31 protein-coding genes and 1 tRNA gene are annotated in these 19,293 nt (G+C 62.6%); 19 read left to right on the forward strand and 13 right to left on the reverse strand.

Going from position 1 to position 19,293, the window contains the following annotated elements; all coding sequences use genetic code 11:
- Window positions 1–385 precede the first annotated feature (385 nt).
- Window positions 386–538: a hypothetical protein gene (locus tag AC0L3U_RS01600; protein ID WP_197031199.1), complete on the reverse strand. Its 153-nt coding sequence runs from the start codon at window positions 536–538 to the stop codon at window positions 386–388.
- A gap of 293 nt (window positions 539–831) precedes the next feature.
- Between AC0L3U_RS01600 and AC0L3U_RS01605 the strand changes: the two genes are divergently transcribed.
- Entirely contained in the window at window positions 832–1,059 is a 228-nt protein-coding gene (locus tag AC0L3U_RS01605) for a hypothetical protein (protein WP_473360422.1), read from the forward strand.
- A gap of 251 nt (window positions 1,060–1,310) precedes the next feature.
- Here AC0L3U_RS01605 and AC0L3U_RS01610 read toward each other — a convergent pair whose 3' ends face one another.
- Both AC0L3U_RS01610 and AC0L3U_RS01615 read right to left on the reverse strand, forming a co-directional pair.
- Entirely contained in the window at window positions 1,311–1,487 is a 177-nt protein-coding gene (locus tag AC0L3U_RS01610) for a DUF2934 domain-containing protein (protein WP_007610132.1), read from the reverse strand.
- A gap of 173 nt (window positions 1,488–1,660) precedes the next feature.
- Complete coding sequence (locus tag AC0L3U_RS01615; protein ID WP_007591377.1) at window positions 1,661–1,957, reverse strand: HU family DNA-binding protein; 297 nt, start codon at window positions 1,955–1,957, stop codon at window positions 1,661–1,663.
- Between the two features lie 409 nt (window positions 1,958–2,366).
- Here AC0L3U_RS01615 and AC0L3U_RS01620 point away from each other — a divergent pair, with 409 nt between their 5' ends.
- The 5 genes from AC0L3U_RS01620 to AC0L3U_RS01640 all read left to right on the forward strand — a co-directional run bounded on the left by AC0L3U_RS01620 (window position 2,367) and on the right by AC0L3U_RS01640 (window position 4,643).
- Complete coding sequence (locus tag AC0L3U_RS01620; protein ID WP_007591378.1) at window positions 2,367–2,552, forward strand: hypothetical protein; 186 nt, start codon at window positions 2,367–2,369, stop codon at window positions 2,550–2,552.
- 246 nt (window positions 2,553–2,798) lie between these two features.
- Window positions 2,799–3,101 (forward strand): hypothetical protein, encoded by a 303-nt coding sequence (locus AC0L3U_RS01625; protein ID WP_473360423.1) that lies wholly within the window; start codon window positions 2,799–2,801, stop codon window positions 3,099–3,101.
- Between the two features lie 176 nt (window positions 3,102–3,277).
- Window positions 3,278–3,550: a hypothetical protein gene (locus AC0L3U_RS01630; protein WP_473294119.1), complete on the forward strand. Its 273-nt coding sequence runs from the start codon at window positions 3,278–3,280 to the stop codon at window positions 3,548–3,550.
- A gap of 186 nt (window positions 3,551–3,736) precedes the next feature.
- On the forward strand, window positions 3,737–3,913 hold the full coding sequence (locus AC0L3U_RS01635; RefSeq protein WP_007610124.1) for a hypothetical protein: 177 nt from the start codon (window positions 3,737–3,739) through the stop codon (window positions 3,911–3,913).
- A 220-nt stretch (window positions 3,914–4,133) separates the two neighbouring features.
- Complete coding sequence (locus AC0L3U_RS01640) at window positions 4,134–4,643, forward strand: hypothetical protein (RefSeq protein WP_473360424.1); 510 nt, start codon at window positions 4,134–4,136, stop codon at window positions 4,641–4,643.
- 22 nt (window positions 4,644–4,665) lie between these two features.
- Here the strand turns inward: AC0L3U_RS01640 and AC0L3U_RS01645 are convergent, their stop codons facing one another.
- Window positions 4,666–5,046 (reverse strand): hypothetical protein, encoded by a 381-nt coding sequence (locus tag AC0L3U_RS01645; RefSeq protein WP_473294117.1) that lies wholly within the window; start codon window positions 5,044–5,046, stop codon window positions 4,666–4,668.
- 415 nt (window positions 5,047–5,461) lie between these two features.
- On the opposite strand from AC0L3U_RS01645, the gene AC0L3U_RS01650 reads away from it, so the two are divergent.
- A complete protein-coding gene (locus AC0L3U_RS01650; protein WP_473360510.1) occupies window positions 5,462–5,665 on the forward strand; it encodes a DUF3072 domain-containing protein in 204 nt (67 codons plus the stop codon).
- A 77-nt stretch (window positions 5,666–5,742) separates the two neighbouring features.
- On the opposite strand, the gene AC0L3U_RS01655 is transcribed toward AC0L3U_RS01650, so the two are convergent.
- Window positions 5,743–5,979 carry a hypothetical protein gene (locus AC0L3U_RS01655; protein ID WP_473360425.1) on the reverse strand — a complete coding sequence of 79 codons (237 nt, stop codon included), beginning with the start codon at window positions 5,977–5,979 and terminating at the stop codon, window positions 5,743–5,745.
- Between the two features lie 305 nt (window positions 5,980–6,284).
- On the opposite strand from AC0L3U_RS01655, the gene AC0L3U_RS01660 reads away from it, so the two are divergent.
- The gene (locus AC0L3U_RS01660) at window positions 6,285–6,575 is read left to right on the forward strand and encodes a hypothetical protein (RefSeq protein ID WP_473360426.1); all 291 of its coding nucleotides are present in this window, start codon (window positions 6,285–6,287) and stop codon (window positions 6,573–6,575) included.
- Here AC0L3U_RS01660 and AC0L3U_RS01665 read toward each other — a convergent pair.
- A complete protein-coding gene (locus tag AC0L3U_RS01665) occupies window positions 6,544–6,813 on the reverse strand; it encodes a hypothetical protein (RefSeq protein ID WP_473360427.1) in 270 nt (89 codons plus the stop codon). The two genes, AC0L3U_RS01660 and AC0L3U_RS01665, sit on opposite strands and share 32 nt — an antisense overlap.
- A gap of 5 nt (window positions 6,814–6,818) precedes the next feature.
- Entirely contained in the window at window positions 6,819–7,019 is a 201-nt protein-coding gene (locus tag AC0L3U_RS01670) for a hypothetical protein (RefSeq protein ID WP_473360428.1), read from the reverse strand.
- A 301-nt stretch (window positions 7,020–7,320) separates the two neighbouring features.
- On the opposite strand from AC0L3U_RS01670, the gene AC0L3U_RS01675 reads away from it, so the two are divergent.
- The 3 genes from AC0L3U_RS01675 to AC0L3U_RS01685 all read left to right on the forward strand — a co-directional run bounded on the left by AC0L3U_RS01675 (window position 7,321) and on the right by AC0L3U_RS01685 (window position 9,417).
- Complete coding sequence (locus AC0L3U_RS01675) at window positions 7,321–7,719, forward strand: VOC family protein (RefSeq protein WP_473346128.1); 399 nt, start codon at window positions 7,321–7,323, stop codon at window positions 7,717–7,719.
- A gap of 225 nt (window positions 7,720–7,944) precedes the next feature.
- Window positions 7,945–8,397, forward strand: coding sequence for a VOC family protein (locus AC0L3U_RS01680; RefSeq protein ID WP_473360429.1), 453 nt, complete (start codon window positions 7,945–7,947; stop codon window positions 8,395–8,397).
- Between the two features lie 381 nt (window positions 8,398–8,778).
- On the forward strand, window positions 8,779–9,417 hold the full coding sequence (locus AC0L3U_RS01685; RefSeq protein ID WP_456764446.1) for a glutathione S-transferase family protein: 639 nt from the start codon (window positions 8,779–8,781) through the stop codon (window positions 9,415–9,417).
- A gap of 108 nt (window positions 9,418–9,525) precedes the next feature.
- Here AC0L3U_RS01685 and AC0L3U_RS01690 read toward each other — a convergent pair whose 3' ends face one another.
- Genes AC0L3U_RS01690 through AC0L3U_RS01700 form a run of 3 tightly spaced genes read right to left on the reverse strand, consistent with a single transcriptional unit; the run spans window position 9,526 to window position 10,257 of the window.
- Window positions 9,526–9,693: a hypothetical protein gene (locus tag AC0L3U_RS01690; RefSeq protein ID WP_155809976.1), complete on the reverse strand. Its 168-nt coding sequence runs from the start codon at window positions 9,691–9,693 to the stop codon at window positions 9,526–9,528.
- Between the two features lie 6 nt (window positions 9,694–9,699).
- On the reverse strand, window positions 9,700–9,945 hold the full coding sequence (locus AC0L3U_RS01695; RefSeq protein ID WP_473346130.1) for a hypothetical protein: 246 nt from the start codon (window positions 9,943–9,945) through the stop codon (window positions 9,700–9,702).
- Between the two features lie 57 nt (window positions 9,946–10,002).
- The gene (locus AC0L3U_RS01700; RefSeq protein WP_007610106.1) at window positions 10,003–10,257 is read right to left on the reverse strand and encodes a PilZ domain-containing protein; all 255 of its coding nucleotides are present in this window, start codon (window positions 10,255–10,257) and stop codon (window positions 10,003–10,005) included.
- A 225-nt stretch (window positions 10,258–10,482) separates the two neighbouring features.
- Here AC0L3U_RS01700 and AC0L3U_RS01705 point away from each other — a divergent pair.
- The 7 genes from AC0L3U_RS01705 to AC0L3U_RS01735 all read left to right on the forward strand — a co-directional run bounded on the left by AC0L3U_RS01705 (window position 10,483) and on the right by AC0L3U_RS01735 (window position 16,071).
- Window positions 10,483–10,557: transfer RNA gene (locus tag AC0L3U_RS01705), tRNA-Glu, on the forward strand.
- A gap of 188 nt (window positions 10,558–10,745) precedes the next feature.
- Window positions 10,746–11,306 (forward strand): hypothetical protein, encoded by a 561-nt coding sequence (locus AC0L3U_RS01710; RefSeq protein ID WP_473360430.1) that lies wholly within the window; start codon window positions 10,746–10,748, stop codon window positions 11,304–11,306.
- Between the two features lie 165 nt (window positions 11,307–11,471).
- Window positions 11,472–12,098: a PilZ domain-containing protein gene (locus AC0L3U_RS01715; RefSeq protein ID WP_473294103.1), complete on the forward strand. Its 627-nt coding sequence runs from the start codon at window positions 11,472–11,474 to the stop codon at window positions 12,096–12,098.
- Window positions 12,099–12,217: 119 nt separating this feature from the next.
- On the forward strand, window positions 12,218–12,475 hold the full coding sequence (locus tag AC0L3U_RS01720; RefSeq protein ID WP_473360511.1) for a hypothetical protein: 258 nt from the start codon (window positions 12,218–12,220) through the stop codon (window positions 12,473–12,475).
- 585 nt (window positions 12,476–13,060) lie between these two features.
- Complete coding sequence (locus tag AC0L3U_RS01725) at window positions 13,061–14,098, forward strand: PrsW family glutamic-type intramembrane protease (protein WP_473360431.1); 1,038 nt, start codon at window positions 13,061–13,063, stop codon at window positions 14,096–14,098.
- A 74-nt stretch (window positions 14,099–14,172) separates the two neighbouring features.
- Window positions 14,173–14,751 carry an HdeD family acid-resistance protein gene (locus tag AC0L3U_RS01730; protein WP_456764453.1) on the forward strand — a complete coding sequence of 193 codons (579 nt, stop codon included), beginning with the start codon at window positions 14,173–14,175 and terminating at the stop codon, window positions 14,749–14,751.
- 234 nt (window positions 14,752–14,985) lie between these two features.
- Window positions 14,986–16,071, forward strand: a complete 1,086-nt coding sequence (locus AC0L3U_RS01735) for a 3-deoxy-7-phosphoheptulonate synthase (RefSeq protein WP_473360432.1) — start codon at window positions 14,986–14,988, stop codon at window positions 16,069–16,071.
- Between the two features lie 55 nt (window positions 16,072–16,126).
- Here the strand turns inward: AC0L3U_RS01735 and AC0L3U_RS01740 are convergent, their stop codons facing one another.
- The 3 genes from AC0L3U_RS01740 to epmA are packed head-to-tail and all read right to left on the reverse strand — an operon-like array spanning window position 16,127 to window position 18,564.
- Window positions 16,127–16,378: a hypothetical protein gene (locus AC0L3U_RS01740; RefSeq protein WP_473360433.1), complete on the reverse strand. Its 252-nt coding sequence runs from the start codon at window positions 16,376–16,378 to the stop codon at window positions 16,127–16,129.
- Between the two features lie 30 nt (window positions 16,379–16,408).
- The gene (locus AC0L3U_RS01745; RefSeq protein ID WP_473360434.1) at window positions 16,409–17,503 is read right to left on the reverse strand and encodes a lysine-2,3-aminomutase-like protein; all 1,095 of its coding nucleotides are present in this window, start codon (window positions 17,501–17,503) and stop codon (window positions 16,409–16,411) included.
- A complete protein-coding gene (gene epmA / locus AC0L3U_RS01750) occupies window positions 17,500–18,564 on the reverse strand; it encodes an EF-P lysine aminoacylase EpmA (RefSeq protein WP_473360435.1) in 1,065 nt (354 codons plus the stop codon). The genes AC0L3U_RS01745 and epmA overlap by 4 nt, the downstream gene beginning before the upstream one ends.
- Window positions 18,565–18,726: 162 nt before the next feature.
- Between epmA and efp the strand changes: the two genes are divergently transcribed.
- Window positions 18,727–19,293 carry an elongation factor P gene (efp, locus tag AC0L3U_RS01755; protein ID WP_027569909.1) on the forward strand — a complete coding sequence of 189 codons (567 nt, stop codon included), beginning with the start codon at window positions 18,727–18,729 and terminating at the stop codon, window positions 19,291–19,293.

Genomic DNA, 19,293 nt, shown 5'->3' on the forward strand with positions numbered 1-19,293 from the left:
CGCGCTCACATCGCGTCTTCGGATTTAGATCGCGGTGGCACCTGCGGCACCGACGGCCTGCCTTTGCGCAAGCGCGGGTGCCGGTCGTACCAAAACACTTTTGCGATCTCGGCAAACATCTCGAGAAACCAGCACGCATCCATGTCGCGTCTCCCTCGCCTGATCTCGTAGCGAGGAGACGCGAACGGGACTGTGCCAAGCATCACGCCGGCTTGGTCAGGAGGGCGTGTCCCGCATCGACACAGAAGCCACGGCTTGTTCTGCATCCGACTCCATTTCGTTCGCAAAGAACGAATCGGAGTCGAGGAATCAGCGCAAAATGATTCCTAACGATCGGTGAAGGCAGGCGCGATGGCCTGTTATCATCGACGTAGTGCGACGCTCATCACGCCGCGCGCTTCACCGTCTCCTTCCCCGACAGATCCTTCTCCGAAAAGCATTCGAGGATCTGGATGCGGAGTTCTTCCGCGGCCGGACCTTCGAGCTTCCTGAGCTGATTCCAGAGCCTGATCACTTCGCGTTGTTTCTCGACAGTCATGGGCACCTCCCAAAAGACATTGGTCACCGCCAAAAGAGACGCCCACTAGAACAAAATAGGAACAAAAAGTCCAGCCCCTCCCCGCGAAATTCGCTCGCCACATCGCCTTGAGCCTTCCGCGCGCCGGCGCGGTTGCTTTTTGGGTTTTCAACCTTAAGTTCGAGAACGCGGCCGGCGGCGCGGCGCTGAAATCCCATCGCAGCCAGCCAGGAAGGCCCCGTGCGAAAGCGCGGGGTTTTTCTTTTGGGGAACGCGCCATTGCCCTGCCCGTTAGTCATTCCGGAGCGAGGACCGTGACCAGAAAATACTACGCCGTCGAAGTGGTGCGTCAGATCGAGGAGACCGTGGAGATCATGGTCGAAGCGCCGGATCAGACCGCCGCACATGATGCAGCGCTCGTGCACCTGAAGGCGCGCGGCTCCGAATATCAGTGGCTCAATCCCAAATGCGATCTCGTCGTTTGGCGCGAGCGCCAGGTCGATACGCCGGCGATCATCGACGTATCCGTGTCGCCGGACTAGCGGCCGGAACGAATTTTCCCGTCTCGCGTTGTCAGGTTGAATTCAGTGGTGCTGGCGGCATGTCGCGACGCGGCCGACCAGCTTGAAGAGCCCCGGTCCCCAAGACCGGGGTTTTTCTTTGAGGCGGCCGCACGGAGCGCCGCCATTCGAACGGGGGTCCGAACAGCAAAGCAGCCACCCGGGTGTCACGCCGGATGGCTGCTTTGAGAACTGTCGACGCTCGCCTCTGTCCGCCTGTTAGATCAGCAAAGTCAGACCGGCAAATTGTCGGTCATCCCGGGTGGGACTTCGCCTTGCTTGGTCCGCTCGGCGAGAAGCTCCTTTTCGGCCTCGTACCAGAAGGTGTCCATCGTACCCGCGGGCTCGCCGGCCTCCTTCCAGAGGTGATAAGCCCGATTTCGAATCTCTTCTTCGCTGAGACCAGTCATGTGATTTCTCCCTTTCGGAAGCAAAGCCTGACGACGCCCGAGAGTTCCTTACGAGAGTTCCTTACGAGAGTTCCTTATTGGTTCAGCACAAGCAAGCAGTCATTGCAGCACTCCGCGGCAGCATTCGCGAAAAGGAGCGTCCACAACGAAAAACGCGAGCCCTTGGCGAGCCCTTAGACGGAGTCCTTGGCCACCTTCAGCGGCGAGGCCTTCACCGACTTGCTCGCCGGCTTCGCGGCGAACTGCATCGGCTCCTTGGTGAAGGGATTGACGCCCATCCGGGCTTCGGTCGCCGGCTTGTTCACCACCGACATCTTCACGAAACCGGGAATGACGAACTCGCCGGACTCATTGAGCTCCTTGTAGCCGACCGTCGCCATGTACTCGATGACCGACTTCACGTCGTTCTTCGACAGCTGCGTGCCCTCGGCAATTGCATCGATCAACTGAGTCTTCGTCATCTTCGCCATGTCTGAATTTCCTTCTGTGCGCGCGAGCAAGCTTTGCTCAGGACGCGGTCCGACCGCGCAACGCGCTTCTGTTTCATGCCAACTTTCATGAAGTGACGGGGCTTAGAACCCATCGACGCCCAAAACGCAAGCAGGGGGTTCTGCGGAGGGCCGCACGCCCCGGCAAAGATGCCGCAGCTTGCGCCGTTTTCGCGTTGAACCATTTTCTCCCGGAGGCGTCTAACTCTTTGAAGTCCCCAAGCTTCACCCCCATCAGAGAGCCCCGCTTCCCCCAGGCGGGGCTTTCGCCTTTTCTGGGGACCCGGCCGCGCAACGCGGATCAGGCTGGACCCCGAGCTCTGCGCCCGGGCCACGAGATGACCGTCACAAGGCAGGTTCTCTTTTCCGGCCATCTCCTGCATAATGCGGCATGGCAAAAACAAAAGTGACCTTCAAAACCGTCCGCATTGCAGACAACGACTGGAAAATCCTGGCGGATTACCCGGACAGCGAACAGCGCGAAATCAAGGGCTTCACCAGCAAGGCAGACGCCGACGACTGGATCAACGGCGACCGCAAGATCGCGTGGCTCCGCTCCCAGGGATATGCCAAGTGACACGCGCATAAGTCACGCGCGCATCGTGTGACGCCCTTAGGGTATGAAGAGCGCGCTTCCTCCCTCCCCGCTCCATATGTTCTTTCCGTGCCGGCCCCTTGCCGAGCAGGCGGCAACGCCCGCGCGTCTATCAGACTGACGGGGGCGCCTGGTCGATAAACCTGCAGCTGGGCATGCGCCGTTGAGACTTCAGTAACCTAACGCCTCCAAGCTCCTCTCAGTATCGTTGCGTTGGAGTACCTCACAGTGCTGGATTTTAACGAGCTGCGTGAACTCGCGGCCGATGTTCGCGTGTTCGTCGAAATTGCCGAAGACAAGGCCGAAGCGCTTCGCGCCGTCATCACGGCTTATGACGTGGTGCTCGCGATCTTTCCATCCGGAGAGGGCATGGGCCTCCACGTCATCAAGGGCGGCGAGATCCTGGACAGGATTTCGAAATCACGAACCCATGCGAGCTACAGCCACACCGCCATTGCGGTTCCCGACCTGGAGCATGCGGAAGTGCTCAAGCACCTGACGGGCCCCGTCGACCAGCGGCTTGCGGCGTAGGGCGTTTTCAAGTTCGCGCGAAGAAAACGCGTCACAACAATCTGGAGCGGTTCTGAGGCAATCAGAACCGAAAGTACCCTCGTTGCAGACGAGAATTTTTGCACTCCGGAACGCCGAGTTTTAGGAACACGGCTTCTGCGCTCCCGTTGGCCCACACAACCAACCAGGAGTTTGAGATGAAGAAGCTCATCATTGCGACCGCCGCCCTCGGCCTCATGTGCGGCTCCGCCTTTGCGCAGAACCAGACGGGCCCTGCCCCGCAGTCCGACAACATGCAGAAGCCCGGCATGACGAACACGGACAAGGGCACGATGAGCAGCGGCACGACCGGCATGAGCCATGACGGCGTGAGCAAGGGCGGAACGGTGAGGCCCGACGCCTCCGGGCAGGGTGGCTCCGGCCCCGGCAGCGACCAGGGCGGCACCAGGACCCGCAGCAACATGAAGTAAGCCGGTTGCCTGTACGGCTGCTCCCGGCCGCGTCGCTTCCACAAGCGGCGCGGCCATTTCATGACAAGGGTCTTTCATGACAAGGGTCTTTGGAACCTGCCGCGAATGCACTCCTCACAATCGTGCGCGCACCGGAACGGTCAGCTCTCGCCGCGAGTTGCCCCATCTCCAGCAAGGGAGATCGTCATGAGCGTTGAAGGCAAAGTGAAGGAAGGCGCCGGGTTCATCAAAGAAGAGATGAACGAACACGGCAAGTCCCCCGAGAGCCAGAAGAAGGCTCAGGAAGGTCGCGACCTGCGCAACGAAGGCCGGATCGAAGACGGCAAGCCGCCGAAGACGACGAAGCCGGGTACCGGTCACTAGATCGCGTTCGAAAACCCCGTTTGGTGAGAGCCGCCCCTGGTCATGTCAGGGGCGGTTTTCTACGTCCATGACCAGCCGATACGTGCCCATGCGATCTTCCGAAGCTGCGATCTTCCGAGCTGCGGTCCTACAAAGACAGCGGGCGGCTCGAACCATGCAGGGCAATCGCTGGTAGAACGCTTCGGCTGTTGTATGGTCGGACGTTTCTTATGAGGGGCTGATGAAGATTGCCATTGTTATCGCCGGCTTGATCGTTGTTGCTGCTGCCGTTCTCGTGTCGGTACAGCCCGGTTTTCTGAAGCCTTCGTCTCTGGCACTCGTGAAGAAGTCCGACATTCTCGGCTTTTCACCCGGCATGACATTCGACGAGACCAACAAACTCATCACGCAACGTCGCTACCGCTGCCGTCAGCTTCGCGATTCCTACGTCCTCGAATGCGCAGTCGACGGCGCCAAGGTCACGATCTTTGCCGATGACGTTGACCCCAGAAATCCGGACCCCAAACATCCCATCTGGCGCGTCAATGCGGAGTTGAACAATCCGGGCGCAGAAGACGCTGCCGTCAAATCGATATCCGACCAGTTCAATGCCCAGCCAACCAGGGACGCCCGGGAAGGATGGACATGGACCGTCGGCCGTGGGCTGAAGCTGACCTACGACGGCACAACCTTGAAGCTCGTGGACGAAGCTGAGGATATCAGGCGTGGCAAGCAGGAAGCAAAGCGCTAGGGAGCGCGACGCTGGATGCCCTTCAGTGACGAAGCCGGTTGACGGCCCATAGCGGCAGCCACGATCCCAGCACCATGCAGATCGCAATGGCTGCGACCAGGACGTATTTCAGGGGATGTTGCGAGGACGCGAGCGAACCTTCGAGATGAAGGTAAGGCAGCATCGCCTCCATGGCCATTCCGATCAGGGCAACCGCAACCAGCCCGCCAACCACCGAAGCGAACAAATTGACGATCCATCCCATCGCGCCGCGCTTGTTCGACCACGCCTCGAAGATCGCGACAGCCAGCATCACGAGCACGAAGATCAGCATGAAGCTCATCGAGCCGCCGACGCTCGCCTTCGACCCGAAGACTTCCACCAGCAGCATGGCCGCCACCGCGAGCAGCGTGATCGCCTTCACGACATTCCTCTTTAGTGTCTCGGCACATGGGCCGCGAAGCCAGTTCGATGCCAGGCAGGCTTTGCAGCATGGCGGTTGGTCGCGCCGCGCTTCGCCCGGGTTCAATCGTGATAGATTTCCGCTCGGCAACTGATGAGTGCGCTCCGCACAGTTGCGGGCACTCTATCCTGCTCTCCATTGGTCTCGCCGCCGCCTCGCACGTCGCCGTTGAGGCACCGATCCTCGATTGGGGGCGCAAGCTAAGTCTGATGCGCAGACGCCGATCGATGCCGGCCGTTTAGTGATCATCTCCCGACGCTGATCCGGGCAAAGAGCGCCCCAGCCGCGTCATGGGCCAGCCACGAACAGATAAGGAACAAAAAGCATCAGTCAGCATTGAGCCTGAAAAGGAGAGATCGCTGTGACTGACAATAAGATGGCTGGCAACACCGCAGGCAACACCCAAAAGGATCCGAAGGATTGGGTCTCCGGGGACGACCCGATGACCGGCGCCCAGGAATCCTACCTCAAGACCCTCGCCGAGCAGGCCCACAAGACCCTCCCCAAGGAGGATCTGACCAAGGCAGAAGCGTCAGAGCTGATCGACACGATGCGGCAGAAGGCCGGGCTCGAGAAATAGACAGCTTCAGGCATTGCGAAACACGGATTGACAGGCGGCGGCTGACCGGAACGCTGCCGCTGTTCGCGACCAGGCGGCTAATCGCTTTCGACGACCCGGACAGCCAGCTCAGCGACCGCACGCCGACCGGCCGCGACGAGGCCGTCGATCTCGCGTGTCTCGTGCTTGGCGCAATGGATGATCCGTTCGGCGACATACCGGCGCGCGGCGTAGGCTTCCATCACATCAGGCATCATCTCGCTGACGCACTCCAACGCCTTGTCCATGTGCGACAGCGTTCGTTCGTTGAACTCTTCCAGAATCAACATCACCATCCCCAGCTCACAATGATCACGACTACTCTCGTTGGCGGACGGACGCCGATGCGGGCATGCACGCCCGCCCCGTGAGACGGACGAACATGCCTCCATCGATGATCAGAAGTGCCGCCGATATTTGGGAAGGTGCAGGCGTTGAGGCAACGCGGCATTCACAAACGTTAAGCGCGCTGCATTTCGCCGGACATGGGGGCGTCAATTGAGCGCACGAAACGTGGTGGGCTCCAAAACTTGTTTGCCGGGATCGCGGCCTGTCCGCTTTGCCAGCCGGGCACTCATCCCGCTTTGCCTTGCTTCACGTCATGGACGATGTCACCGATGGTGCTTCCCACGACCATCGCGGCAACAACAGGCCAACCGGCGGCTACCATAAGGATGGCCCCGTAGCGCATGTCTTCGCCCGGCCGTTGATAACTGTCCCGGCCCGCGAAAAGGAGCACCGCGATCAGGCAGGCGAAATTTCAGACGATCACGCAGGCGCGTCCGGCGCCTTGCATGACCTGTTGCCGCTCATTTTCTTGCACACGCTGAGCAACGGCTCCGCCGCCGAGCTCAATCCTGTCACTTCGGTAGATCGCGGATTGCCAGCTTGACGACCGTAAGGACAACGAAGGCGGGCGCCCCGTAAACGATGGCATTCACGACCCAAGTGATGGCGACGCCCAGGAAAACGGAACTGCCGACCGCTCCCCAGAAAAGGTAAGCTGCAGATATGCCCGGCATCTCCCATGCCATCACAGTGATGGCGTAGTCGGTGAGCTGCTCCATGACGAGCAGCACCGTCGAGACGAGCGCCCCGATTGCCAGTGCGGGGATGAGAACGGATTTCATTGTCTTCAAAGGCCCAACAGCCCCATCAGTATCGGAATCATGAAAAAGGCTGCGAGGCCGAGGAGGCCTCCTACGGCAATTTTCACCCAACGCCGTTGGATTTTCGGCTCGAGCCATGCCGCCACTTTGACCCAGAGCGCATACGCCCATCCAGCAACAATCGAGCGGATCAGTGCGAACAGAAGCTCGCCGAGAATATTGGCCATGGCGGTTAGTCGCGTCATCTCCGCGAGGAGTTCATCTGCGAGCGGCTAGACAACCTTGTCCACCCGTGAGTGAGGTGCCCAATTCTGCGGTTTACATCATCGTTCTGCGGCCCGGTTAGCGCTGTGGGGGTGCTTCGCGTGAAGGGGCTCGTCGTCTAGCGCTTGAGCATTGTCATCGCAATTCATGCCCTTAGTTCACGCGCTCGGCGCGGCATCGTGACTGCTGACATCAGGGTGGCAGCAGCGATGTGCGACGAGCCCGCGATGCCGCTCAAATCTGCGGTCAACCAAAGGACATGCCATGAAGTTCGCCTCCACTCGCCTGATCGCCACCGACATCAAAATCATGGTTTCGTTCTACGAAATGATCACCGGAGTTTCCGCCGAATGGCTCGCGCCGGTGTTCGCCAAGATCGTGACGCCGGGCGCCAACCTGGCGATCGGCGCAGCCGAGACGGTCGCGCTCTGGAAAGAAAACAGTGCCGAGCCCGGCGCCAACCGCACCGCCGTGATCGAGTTTCAAGTCGAAGACATCGATGCGGATTATCAGCGCCTAAAAGACAAGGTCACGCTGGTGCATGAGCTGAAGACGATGCCTTGGGGCAACAAGACGTTCCAATTTCGTGACCCCGAAGGCACCGCAGTATCGCTCTTCATGCCGCCGATCGAGGACGCCGGGAAGCGCCTCGCTGCGCAATAGGCCGCGGCAGCAGACCGGCCCGCACACATTGCCAGGGGCGCGTGTGCTGCAATGGATTTGCGGTGAAAGTGCATTTAAATTCGCCGGCTGATTACTTCATCAGCTGGCTTCGCCCTCACGCACACGTGCACCCGCCCCCTGCCCCTCCCGGGATTTTCCTGCTATCTCCTACCCCCGCCGTCCCGGCCCAAAGCAAAACCCCATCCGTTCAAGGGAGCAACAACCATGCGATACCTCCACACCATGCTGCGTGTGCGCAATCTCGACGTTGCGCTGAAGTTCTACCAGGATGCGCTGGGACTGACCGAGGTGCGGCGGATCGAGAACGACAAGGGCCGTTTCTCGCTGGTGTTCCTGTGCTCGTCGGACGATCTCGAGGCGCTGAAGAAGCAGCCGCAGACGCGCGGCGCCCCGCTGGTCGAGCTCACCTGGAATTGGGACGAGGAAAAATACGGCGAGGACCGCTTCTTCGGCCATCTCGCCTATGAGGTCGACGACATCTACGCCACCTGCGAGAAGCTGATGAAGGCCGGCGTCACCATCAACCGTCCGCCGCGCGACGGCAACATGGCCTTCGTCCGCTCGCCCGATCTGCACTCGATCGAGATCTTGCAGAAGGGCGATCCGAAGCCACCGCAGGAGCCGTGGTCGTCGATGCCCAACATCGGCCATTGGTAGAGCCTTTTTGCGGGAACCAGCCCGTACCTGCGGCGTTCTCTCCCCGACAATGCAATTGGAGGAGGACGCGATGGGACGCGGAATTTTGTTGTGGATGTTGGGTGTGCCGATTCCGGTGATCATTCTGCTGTGGCTGTTCTTCGGCCGCTGATCGCCTGACCAGCTTTACCTTGCAATGAAAGCTCCGCCTCAGGCGGAGCTTTTTGCATGAGAGGATCGGCGCAATCGCGCGTCGCTCGCCGCAGTGAATTCCGCTATCACCCGCGCTTGTCGCCTGAATGGAGCGCACGCGTCATCCGGGACTGACGCTGCCGACGCACCCCGGATTGCGCTTCGCTCCATCCGGGCTACGACACTAAAGAAACGCCTGGGGAGGATGACATGCCGGACCAAAAGCTGACGATCTGGGGCCGCGCCAATTCGGTCAACGTGCAGAAAGTACTGTGGTGCCTCGCCGAGCTCGGCCTGGCTTACGAGCGCATCGACGCCGGCATGGCGTTCGGTAAGACCCGCGAGGCCGACTACCTCGCGATGAACCCCAATGCGCGGATCCCGACGCTGGTCGAGGGCGACTTCACGCTGTGGGAATCCAATTCGATCATGCGCTATCTCTGCCTCGCGCACGGGCGCGGCACGCCCATTTATCCCGAGGCGCCGAAGCTGCGCGCCAGCGTCGACCGCTGGCTCGACTGGACACTGTCGATGGTGCAGCCGGTCGACCGCCCGGTGTTCTGGGGCCTCGTGCGCACGCCGCCCGCCGAGCGCGACATGATCCAGCTGCAGAAGGATGCGGATGCTGCCGCCGAGGTCTGGGCCATCGCCGACCGCCTGCTCTCCACGCGTCCGTTCATGGACGGCGATGCGTTCACCCTCGCCGACATCGCGATCGGCGCCTATGCGCGGCGCTGGCTGGGCGTCGAGGGCATCACCCGGCCCGCGCAGCCGCATCTGACCCGCTGGCTCGCCGAGCTCGGCAAACGGCCCGGTTTTGCGCAATTTGTGGCACCGCCGATGTCGTGAGCGGTGACGCGGCTTAAACCTCGTTGAGAGCACGATGAATCGGCACTTCGCCGCGCGCCGCCGGGAGGTGGCGGCTACTGTGCATGGGGTTGTTTTCGCGTTTATTGTTTAGGGCCAGCCGCGCTCGAACAGCAGCACGCAGAAAATCAGCACGAGCGTCACGGCCGCGGTGGCGAGCCGCGCGGTCCAGCTCAGGCCGCGGCCGATCCACCATAGCAGCGCGCAATACATCACGAACGGGACGATGATTTCGGGCCGCATGATATCAGGTGGCATGGGGCTTCAGCGCCTGATCGTGGTCTCGATGCTGATCGAGCCGCCGATCTTGACGCAAGTGCCGGTGCTCTCGACCAGATGGAAGCCGCGGCCATAGGCGGCGCAGGAGCCCGCTTTCGCGCTCCCGCCGGCACCCTTGAGCGGCAAGGCCTTGCCGGCCTGTGGACGCTCCGCAGGCGGCAGACGCAAGGCTTCCGCCGCGGCCGCGGACATGGTCAGCAACGAGATCAGGATGAGGAGCGGCGCACGCATGCCGGCCCTTCTAACCCGGACCGGCGCCGCGCGCCATCGGGGGCGCTTCGCCCGAGATCAGATGAACTTGATGCCGGCCGATTTGCCGCGGCGCCACACCACCTGGCAGCTCCGCCCGGTCCGCGCATCGCGCGCGAATGCCATCCGGATCACGCCCGGCAGCTGGCTCGCATCCTCGTCCAGCGTGATCTTGGCGCCCGTGGCGGAGATGTCCTGGACCAGGCATTGCCGCGCCGCGAATCCGCCCTCGAGCGTGATCCAGGCATGCTGCGACAGCGACTTGCGGGCTGCGCGCTTCTTGGGCGGTGGCATCGGCTCAAATTCTCCCAGTCCAGCGCTAGCTCAGGGAACCTAAGAAACCGTTGAATTCGCCCCGATTGATCCTGGGGCGGGATGCTATCCACCGGTGCCAAAAGACCGTTCCCGAACGGCTTGCCGAGGGCGCCAAAGGCCATTATAGGTTCGCCCGCTGCAGCCGCCGGGCATGACTCGGGCGGCCAGCGGCCGTGCCGCGATAAGCGGCGGGGCCCTGGGTTTGCTCCCTTCGTCTATCGGTTAGGACGCCACCCTTTCACGGTGGAGAGAGCGGTTCGATTCCGCTAGGGAGCGCCATCATCCGGGCATTTGGATGACACGGCGAAATCTGCCGCCCCGCATGAACCTCCCTGCCCCTCGGCTCCGACCAATGTCCAGACGGAACCGGATGCAGGCCCATGGCGCAGGAGAAATCTCCCTCGGACGAGCCGGCCGGGATTGCCTCGCCGGCGCCGCCGCCATGGATCCACCGTTCGGCAGCCTACGTGCCGGAGCGGCGCGCCAGAATGCTGGAACACATGGTGCGCGCCAGATCGCTGCCTCGGGCCACTGCTGCACCGGCGCCGTCGCAGGCGGCCGGCACGAACATTCTTGCGGACGCGTACGGCTACGCCGTTTTGTTCGGAATCATCGCGCTCCTGTTTCAGTCGCGCGTTCCGCTCTACCTCGGCGCCTTCCTCTTCTTCAGCGATGGCGAGCGCATCGAACTCGCTCTTGGAAAGATCGGCATCCGTCTCGAGCCCGGCACGATCGGGCCCGAAATCATCAAGGGCTTCGTATCCCTGTTCGGATGGTTCGCGCTGCTAGTGTCGTTGAAAGCGTCCGTCCCCGCGTGGCTCGCGACATGGATGCTTCCGGACACATCATGGTTCTTCCTCGTCGGAATCGCTCTTTTGTTCGCCATCGTCGAAGCATTCGCAACGCGCGCGATGCAGCATGCATTGCCGTGGTTCGGATTTGAGAGAAGACCCAGCAGCCTGGCCTGCGCGACGATCAAGCTCGTCATGGCCCTTGGCGTGCTAGCCCTGCTGGTGCTGCTCGGATGACGCGATCGTGAGGTCGCGGGCCCGATAATCGCGGCGCTATGCCGCCCGTCCCGGTCGGCGCATTTACCAAAAATTTACCCCTGCTCGTGAGTGCCGGTATCATTTGCTTAGAATTTGATTGCTACCGTGGAATTACGGAAAACCTCCGAAACACGATTGGCGCCCATGTCCGTCGCAGAGTTCCTCAGACAGCGTGCCGTGCAAGTCACCGTGAGTGGCAGCTACTCGCTGCCGCGTTGGTACGATTGCGAGGGCAAGCTCCGGACCTTCGCCTGCCGCACCAGCCGCGTTTCACCGTTCCGCATGATGGTCGACGTTCCCGTGGTCGGGAAGGTCGGCGAGCGCGTGACCTCCTACTTCCAGGACTTTGGGGAATTCCAGTGCACCATCAGCGCGACGCTGAAATCGGGCTTCCTGATGGAGCTCGACATGACGCGGGCCCGGCGCGCCTGGATGTCGGAAAAGCTGACCTGGCTCGAGAAGAAGCAGAAGGACGCCAGCGTCCAGGAGCTGCGGAATGACGCGCGCTTCGTGCCGCAGGTCGCGCACACCTTCCTGACGCTCGCCGACGGCAGCACCCATGCCTGCTTCATCATCGACGTCTCCACGGCCGGTGTCGCGATATCCTGCGAATACGATCCGCCAGTGGGAACTCCGCTTGCGGTCGGCGCTTGCGTCGGGCGCGTGATCCGCAAATTCGAACACGGCTTTGCGGTCAAATTCGCAGAGAAGCAGTCGCGGGATGACGTCGTCCGGCTGATCGTCCGCTCGCCCATGCTGCAATCGGCCTGATCCTCCGGCCGCGCCGCCCTATCGCAGCCCCATTCCGGGGTCAGCTTTTGAAGGTCCGCGTCTTGTGCCGTGGATCATCTGCAGACTTGCGATCGGGGGACCGAATGGCAGTCGAGAAAATTACAGTCGAAAAGATCAGACTCGATAAGATCACCTGGGACAGGGTCGGCCGGGTCACCGAGCCCGGACGCTGCATGTACACCTTCGGCTGGCTCACCATCACCGCCGGCGATCTCGACATCTGGAAGCAATACCCGCAGGCCGCGTTCACGCTGATGGCGCAGCATTCCGAACCGGACGCGTCCATCGGCGAGGAATTCCATCTCGGCGCCTTCGACGTCGCGCCCGACGCACCGCCGCCGTTCACCACGCATTGAGACAGTCAAACCGGGCCTGGGATCGGCAGCCGTTGCACCCGGCGCAGGCCGCGGAAGGAACGCGTGGCGAGGGAACGCGTGGCACGGGCGTTGCTTTATCGTTGCAATGACCCACATCCCAGCCGTCGACCAGGCCTTCCTGCTGTTGCTCATCGTGCTCTGCCTTGGCACGTGCCTCATACGCGTCTTCTGGGAGCTGGAGCAGGTACGGACACGCCGGATCGCGTCACCATCCCGCGCGACGAAGCGTGACTAGGCCGGCCCGATCGGCCGCGCGTCGCCTGGAGGGAGCTATCCCGGCTCTGGACTTGCCGCGGCGACACGTTCATCGTGAATCGAAGAAACCTGCACATTGCCTTGATCTCACTTACCAATCGCGATCCGACGACAGGCGCGCGACCGTTGTCAGGGATGACGAGGTGGTTCTGTCATGCGATTGATTGCACTCCATATTCTACCCCTCGGCGACCGTCCTGATGAACGTAGGCTGTCACGCTTGTTAAGAGACGCGACAGCAAGCGCATGACACAAGGTCGCATCGGTCATTGTAGATAAGCGGATCAAGGGAACCTATTTTCGGCGCCGATGTACCTGATTGAAGCGTTGCCCACCGTCATCGGAACGGCCGCCATTGCCCCGGCGCTGCTGATGCTGTGGCTTGTCATCGCCGCCGAGGAACGCCCGGGACCGCCGGCCCAGGTCTGGACCGCGTTCCTGCTCGGCGCGGCCAGCATTTCGCTGCTGGGCCTGGCCCGCGCCCCTTTCGCCAAAATGGTCGCGGCCCCGGACAACCCGTGGGCGGCGCTGGCCATGCACTCGATCTTCGGCGTCGCGCTGCCGGAGGAAGCGGTCAAGGTGATCGCCATCGTGCTGGTCGCCTCGACCAAGCGGCGGACCTTCGCCAATCCGATGGACACCGTGGTCTATGGCGCCGCGGTCGGACTGGGCTTCGCCGCCTACGAGAACCTCGCCTATCTGGTCCAGCACGCCGAGATGTGGCGCTCGCTGGCCGCCTTGCGCAGCGTGCTGACCGTGCCGTTCCACGGCGCGCTCGGCATTATCGCCGGCGCGTATCTGACCATCGCGCGCGCCGGCACGGCGCTGGGTGCGAACCGCCATCATCGCGACTGGGCCCGTCTCTCCAGCCGTCTGCTCATCTTTGCAGGCCCGCTCGCCCTGCATTCGGCCTTCGACTTCCCGCTGCTCACACTCCAGCGCATGCCGGATCTGGATCCGACGCTGCGGATGTGGTTGGGGGGCGCGAGCCTGCTGATCGGCTTCAGCTCGATCGCCTTCGCCATCCGACTGGTACGCCGCGTCGCGCGCCATCACGCGCCCCGGACCGACGTCGCGCGGGAGCGCCTCAGCCAGCTCCGCCGGATGTGGGCGCTGCTGCTTGCCGGTGGCGGCGTCGGCTTTCTCGGGCTCGCCTTCGTGCTGACCTCGATCCATCACTGGCTCATCAACCCCGAGCGCAATCTGACGCTGGCCCTGATCCCGATCGGCCTGGTCTCGATCCTGCTCGGCCTCGCACTTCTGATCGTCACGACCGCGATCTATGTTCTTGGCCGCAACCGCATCCGCACCAGCAGCGAAGGTTTTTCGTCGGCACACGGCGGCTGAACCGCGGGGTGGCGAGCGCAGTGCGCACGTACTAGACTAGATCGAGCACACACGTCTCGATCCGGAGCCTGCCCATGACATCGCCCGAGGATTTTTCCCGGCTGCAATCCGCCATGAGCCGGACGGTCAAGGCGCATTGGAAGGCCTTCCTGTTCGAAGGCATCCTGCTTGCGGTGCTCGGCGTTGCCGCGCTGATCCTGCCGCCGCTCGCAAGCCTTGCGATTGCGATCTTCCTCGGCTGGATGTTCCTGATCAGCGGCATCGGCGGATTGATCGCCACCTATTGGGCGCGCAGCACGCCGGGCTTCTGGTGGTCGCTGATCTCGGCCGCGCTTGCCGTGCTCGCGGGCTTGCTGCTGCTGGCGCGGCCGATGCAGGCCGTGCTGACGCTGACCATCGTGCTCGGCGCCTATTTTCTCGCCGAGGGCGTCGCCACCATCATGTACGCACTGGAGCATCGTCGCGAGCCGGGCGGCCGCTGGTCGTGGCTCCTGATCTCGGGCCTCGTCGACATCGCGATCTCGTTCATGGTGATCACGGGATTGCCGAGCTCGGCGGAATGGGCGATCGGCATCCTCGTCGGCATCAACCTGCTGTTCGGCGGCGCCACCCTGATCGGGATGGCGCTGGCGGCACGCAAAAGCAACAGTTGAGGCGCCCCGTGACCCTCACCTCGCTTAGGGGGTGACAACCCGCCGATCGCGCGCTATATGACCGGCCATGATCACCGTCGCCACCAGCTTTTATTGGTATTTTAGCTACGACAGCTCGCTGGCGGTGGGAGGATCACGCTCAATCTGACAAATTGCAGCATCTAGTCCGAACAGCCGCCAGACCTGGCGGCTTTTTTATTGGCCGGCAGGGTCTCAAAATGACAGGAGCCCGCCGTGCTGAGCACGACCGACGATCTTCGTATCCGCGAACTGAAAGAGCTGAGCACGCCCGAAGAGGTGATGCGGGAAGTCCCGCGCACGCTCACGGCGACGCGCGTGGTGATGGCGGCACGCAACGCCATCCATGCGATCCTCAATGGCCAGGACGACCGGCTTCTGGTCGTGGTCGGCCCCTGCTCGGTGCATGATCCCAGGGCCGCGCTCGACTACGCCGAGCGCCTCGCGAGCTTGCGCGAAGAGCTTGCCGACCAACTCGAGATCGTGATGCGGGTCTATTTCGAGAAGCCGCGCACCACGGTCGGCTGGAAGGGCCTGATCAACGATCCTGATCTGGACGGCAGCTTCGACATCAACAAGGGCCTGCGGCTGGCGCGCAACGTGCTCTCGGCAGTGAATAATCTCGGCCTGCCCGCCGGCACCGAATTCCTCGACATGACCACGCCGCAATACATTGCGGACCTCGTGTCCTGGGCCGCGATCGGCGCGCGCACGACCGAAAGCCAGATCCATCGCGAGCTGGCCTCGGGGCTGTCCTGCCCGGTCGGGTTCAAGAACGGCACCGACGGCAATGTGCGCATCGCGGCGGACGCGGTGAAGTCGGCCTCGAATCCGCATCATTTCATGGCGGTGACCAAGCTCGGCCGCTCGGCGATCGCCTCAACCGCGGGCAACGAGGATTGTCACATCATCCTGCGCGGCGGCAGCACGCCGAATTACGATGCGGCAAGCGTCGCGGCAGCCTGCAACGATCTGGCGAAAGCGAGCGTCGCACCGCTCGTGATGGTCGATGCAAGCCACGCCAATTCGAGCAAGAAGCCGGAAAACCAGCCGCTTGTGACGGCCGACATTGCCCGGCAGATTTCCGGCGGCGAGAACCGCATTATGGGGGTGATGGTCGAAAGCAATCTGGTCGCCGGGCGCCAGGACGTGGTGCCGGGCAAGCCGCTCACCTATGGCCAAAGCATCACAGACGGATGCATCGACTGGGTGACCACGGCAACCGTGCTCAAGCAGCTCGCTGACGCGGTCGAGATCCGGCGCAACACCAAGCGCGCAGGGCTGCACGAGCGCTCCGCCTGACCGAATGATCGCGGGCGGGGTGAGGCTGTCGCACCCTGCCCGTCGCTCCCGGCGCCTAGCAGCCGCGGCAGATGCTCTTGATCTTCTTGTCGAGCGCCTGATTTTCCTTGCTGAGGGGATCGTTCGGGTCGCTCAGGTTCTTCTCGCTGGGCACGTCGCCGACGCGCGGCTGCCGATGACCGACGGGCGCAGGCGGCAAAGAACCCGCCGATTGTCCCGAGGTCGTCGATCCCTTGCTTCCCGTCTGCGCGAAGCCGGCGCTGCCGAACACCGTCAGAAGCGACAGTGCCAAAATGATGCTTCTCATTTTACCTCTCCATTTCTCAAGCCGGCATCTTCAGGTCTCGGGCGGATAGAGATGAATGTCGCCGCAATAATCCACGATACGATAGCGCGTTTCTGATGCCGCATCACCCGCATCAGGTGCGGTATTTTGCATCGGCAACACGTAATTCGGTCCCACCGGCGACTTGCCGGCGCCGCCGGGAATGTCGATGACATAGTCGGGCTGACACAGGCCGGACACCCGTCCGCGCAGCTGCCGCATCAAATCCTGCCCCTCGGCGAGTGTCGTTCGCAGATGCGCCGTGCCAGGCGCGAGATCGCCGTGATGCAGATAGTAGGGCTTGATCCGGCATTCGACGAAAGCTCGCATTAAATCCGACAGAGCGGTCACGCTGTCATTGACCCCGCGCAAAAGCACGGACTGGCTTACCATGGGGATTCCGGCATCGACCAGCCGCGCGCAGGCGGCACGCGCCGGCCCCGTCAGTTCAAGCGCATGGTTGGCATGCAGCGCTACCCAGGTGGTGGCGCCTTCGGCCCTGAGCGCAGCGACCATCTCGTCACTGATGCGCGCGGGATCAGCCACCGGCACGCGGGTGTGAAGGCGGATGATCTTGACGTGATCGATGCCGGCAAGATCCGCCATGATCTCGCTCATCCGCCGTGGCGACAACATCAGGGGATCGCCCCCGGTCAGGATCACCTCCCAGATCTCGCCGTGCGAGCGGATGTAGTCGATCGCCGCGCGATAGGCGCCGTCCGAGAGCGCGTTCTCCTTGCCGGGTCCGACCATCTCGCGGCGGAAGCAGAAGCGGCAATAGACCGCGCAGACGTGAACGAGCTTGAACAGCACGCGGTCGGGATAGCGATGCACGATCCCGGGAACCGGCGAGTGCGGATGATCGCCAATTGGATCTGCGTCCTCGCCCGGTTGCATCTGCAGCTCAGCGGCGGTCGGAACGAATTGCCGCGCAATGGGATCGTCGGGATCTGACCTGTCGATCAGATCGACCAGCGCCGGCGTAATCGCAACCGCGTAGCGCGCGGCAACACGTTCGAGCGCCGGCAGCGCTTCGGCTGATACCAGCTGCTCGGCCACAAGTTCGGCCGGCTCGCGCAATGTGCGCGCAAGATTGCTCTTCATCATGTCTCGCTTAACGTTTCATCTGCAGGCGGCGTCCAGACCACCTGATCAATTCGCGATGCGCCACTCGCCAGCATCACCAGCCGGTCGAAGCCGAGCGCGACGCCGCTCGCCTCCGGCATGGCCGCGACCGCGGCCAGAAAGTCCTCGTCCAGCGGATAGGCTTCGCCGTAGCGGCGTTGCTTCTCCGCCATGGATTGCGTGAAGCGCTTGCGCTGCTCCTCGGCGTCGGTCAGCTCGCCAAAGCCGTTGGCGAGCTCGACACCGCAGGCATAGACCTCGAACCGTTCGGCAACGCGGGGATCGCCCGCCTTCACGCGCGCCAGTGCCGCCTCTGGAGATGGGTATTCGAACAGAATGGTCAAACGCCCATGCCCCAGATGCGGCTCGACATGCTCGACCAGGACCTTGCTGAAGATGTCGGACCAGGTGTCATCCTCGGCGACGCGGACCTTGCCGGCAGCGGCCCGGGCGAGCGAGGCGCGGTCGCCCTCGCCGCCGGAAATGGTCGCAAGCAGGTCGATTGCCGCAAATTGCTCGAAGGCGCCGGCCACCGTTACAAGCTCCGGCTCGGCGAAGGGATCGGCGGTCCGGCCGCGGAAGGCGAAGGTGCCGATACCGGTCGCCTGGGCCGCGCGGGCGATGAGGACGACGCAATCGGCCATGATGGCGTCATAGGGGGCGTCTGCCCGGTACCATTCCAGCATGGTGAATTCGGGCAAATGCAGGTCGCCGCGCTCACGGTCCCGGAACACCCGGGCGAACTCGAAAATCCGGGTCTCTCCGGCCGCCAGCAGCTTCTTGCAGGCAAATTCCGGCGAAGTCCGCAAATATCGGCTCACACGGCTGCCGTCGGGTCGCATGATCTCGGTCCGGGGGGCATGCAGGTGGGTCTCGTTGCCCGGGGAGATCTGGAGAACGGAGGTTTCGACCTCGATGAAGCCCTGCTCGGCGAAAAATCCCCGTAGAGCCCCGGTGATGGCTCCCCTGGCCTGCAGGAACGGCCGGCGGTCGAGATGCCGCGAGGGGGACCAGAACGGCGACATCGGCTTGTCCCCAGCCATTAGCCGACTGCTCCGCTGGCCAGCAAAATGCTGGCATCCAACGGCAAAACCAGTATGTTGCGGCCCGAAACGGGTGCCGCGGTCTGATTTGGGGCCCCAGGTCCCCCATCAATTTGACCACCTCCTGGCCCGAGCCGGGCCAAGCAAGCAGGAAATACAGCTTTGAGAGTCATCGCCAGTTCTATTCGCAAGGGCAACGTGATCGAGCAAGACGGCAAGCTATATGTCGTCGTGACCGCCGAGAACATCCATCCCGGCAAGGGCACCCCGGTCAGCCAGATCGAAATGCGCCGAATCTCGGACGGGGTAAAGATCTCCGAGCGCTACAAGACCACCGACCAGGTCGAGAAGGCCACGATCGAAGAACGCAACTTCACCTATCTCTATGAAGACGGCGACGGTTTCCACTTCATGAACCCTGAAACCTATGACCAGGTCCAGGTTTCGAAGGACGTCATCGGCGACGCCGCGGCCTATCTTCAGGAGAGCATGACGGTCAAATTGTCGACGCACGACGTCAATGTGGTGTCGATCGCGTTGCCGCAGCGCGTGACGCTCGAAGTGGTCGAGACCGAGCCCGTGACCAAGGGCCAGACCGCCTCCTCGTCCTACAAGCCCGCGATTTTGTCCAACGGCGTGCGCACCACCGTGCCGCCGCACATCGCCGTCGGCACCCGAATCGTCGTGATGACCGAAGACGGCTCCTACTCCGAGCGCGCCAAGGACTGA

It is taken from the genome of Bradyrhizobium sp. Kon69 (assembly GCF_055807515.1).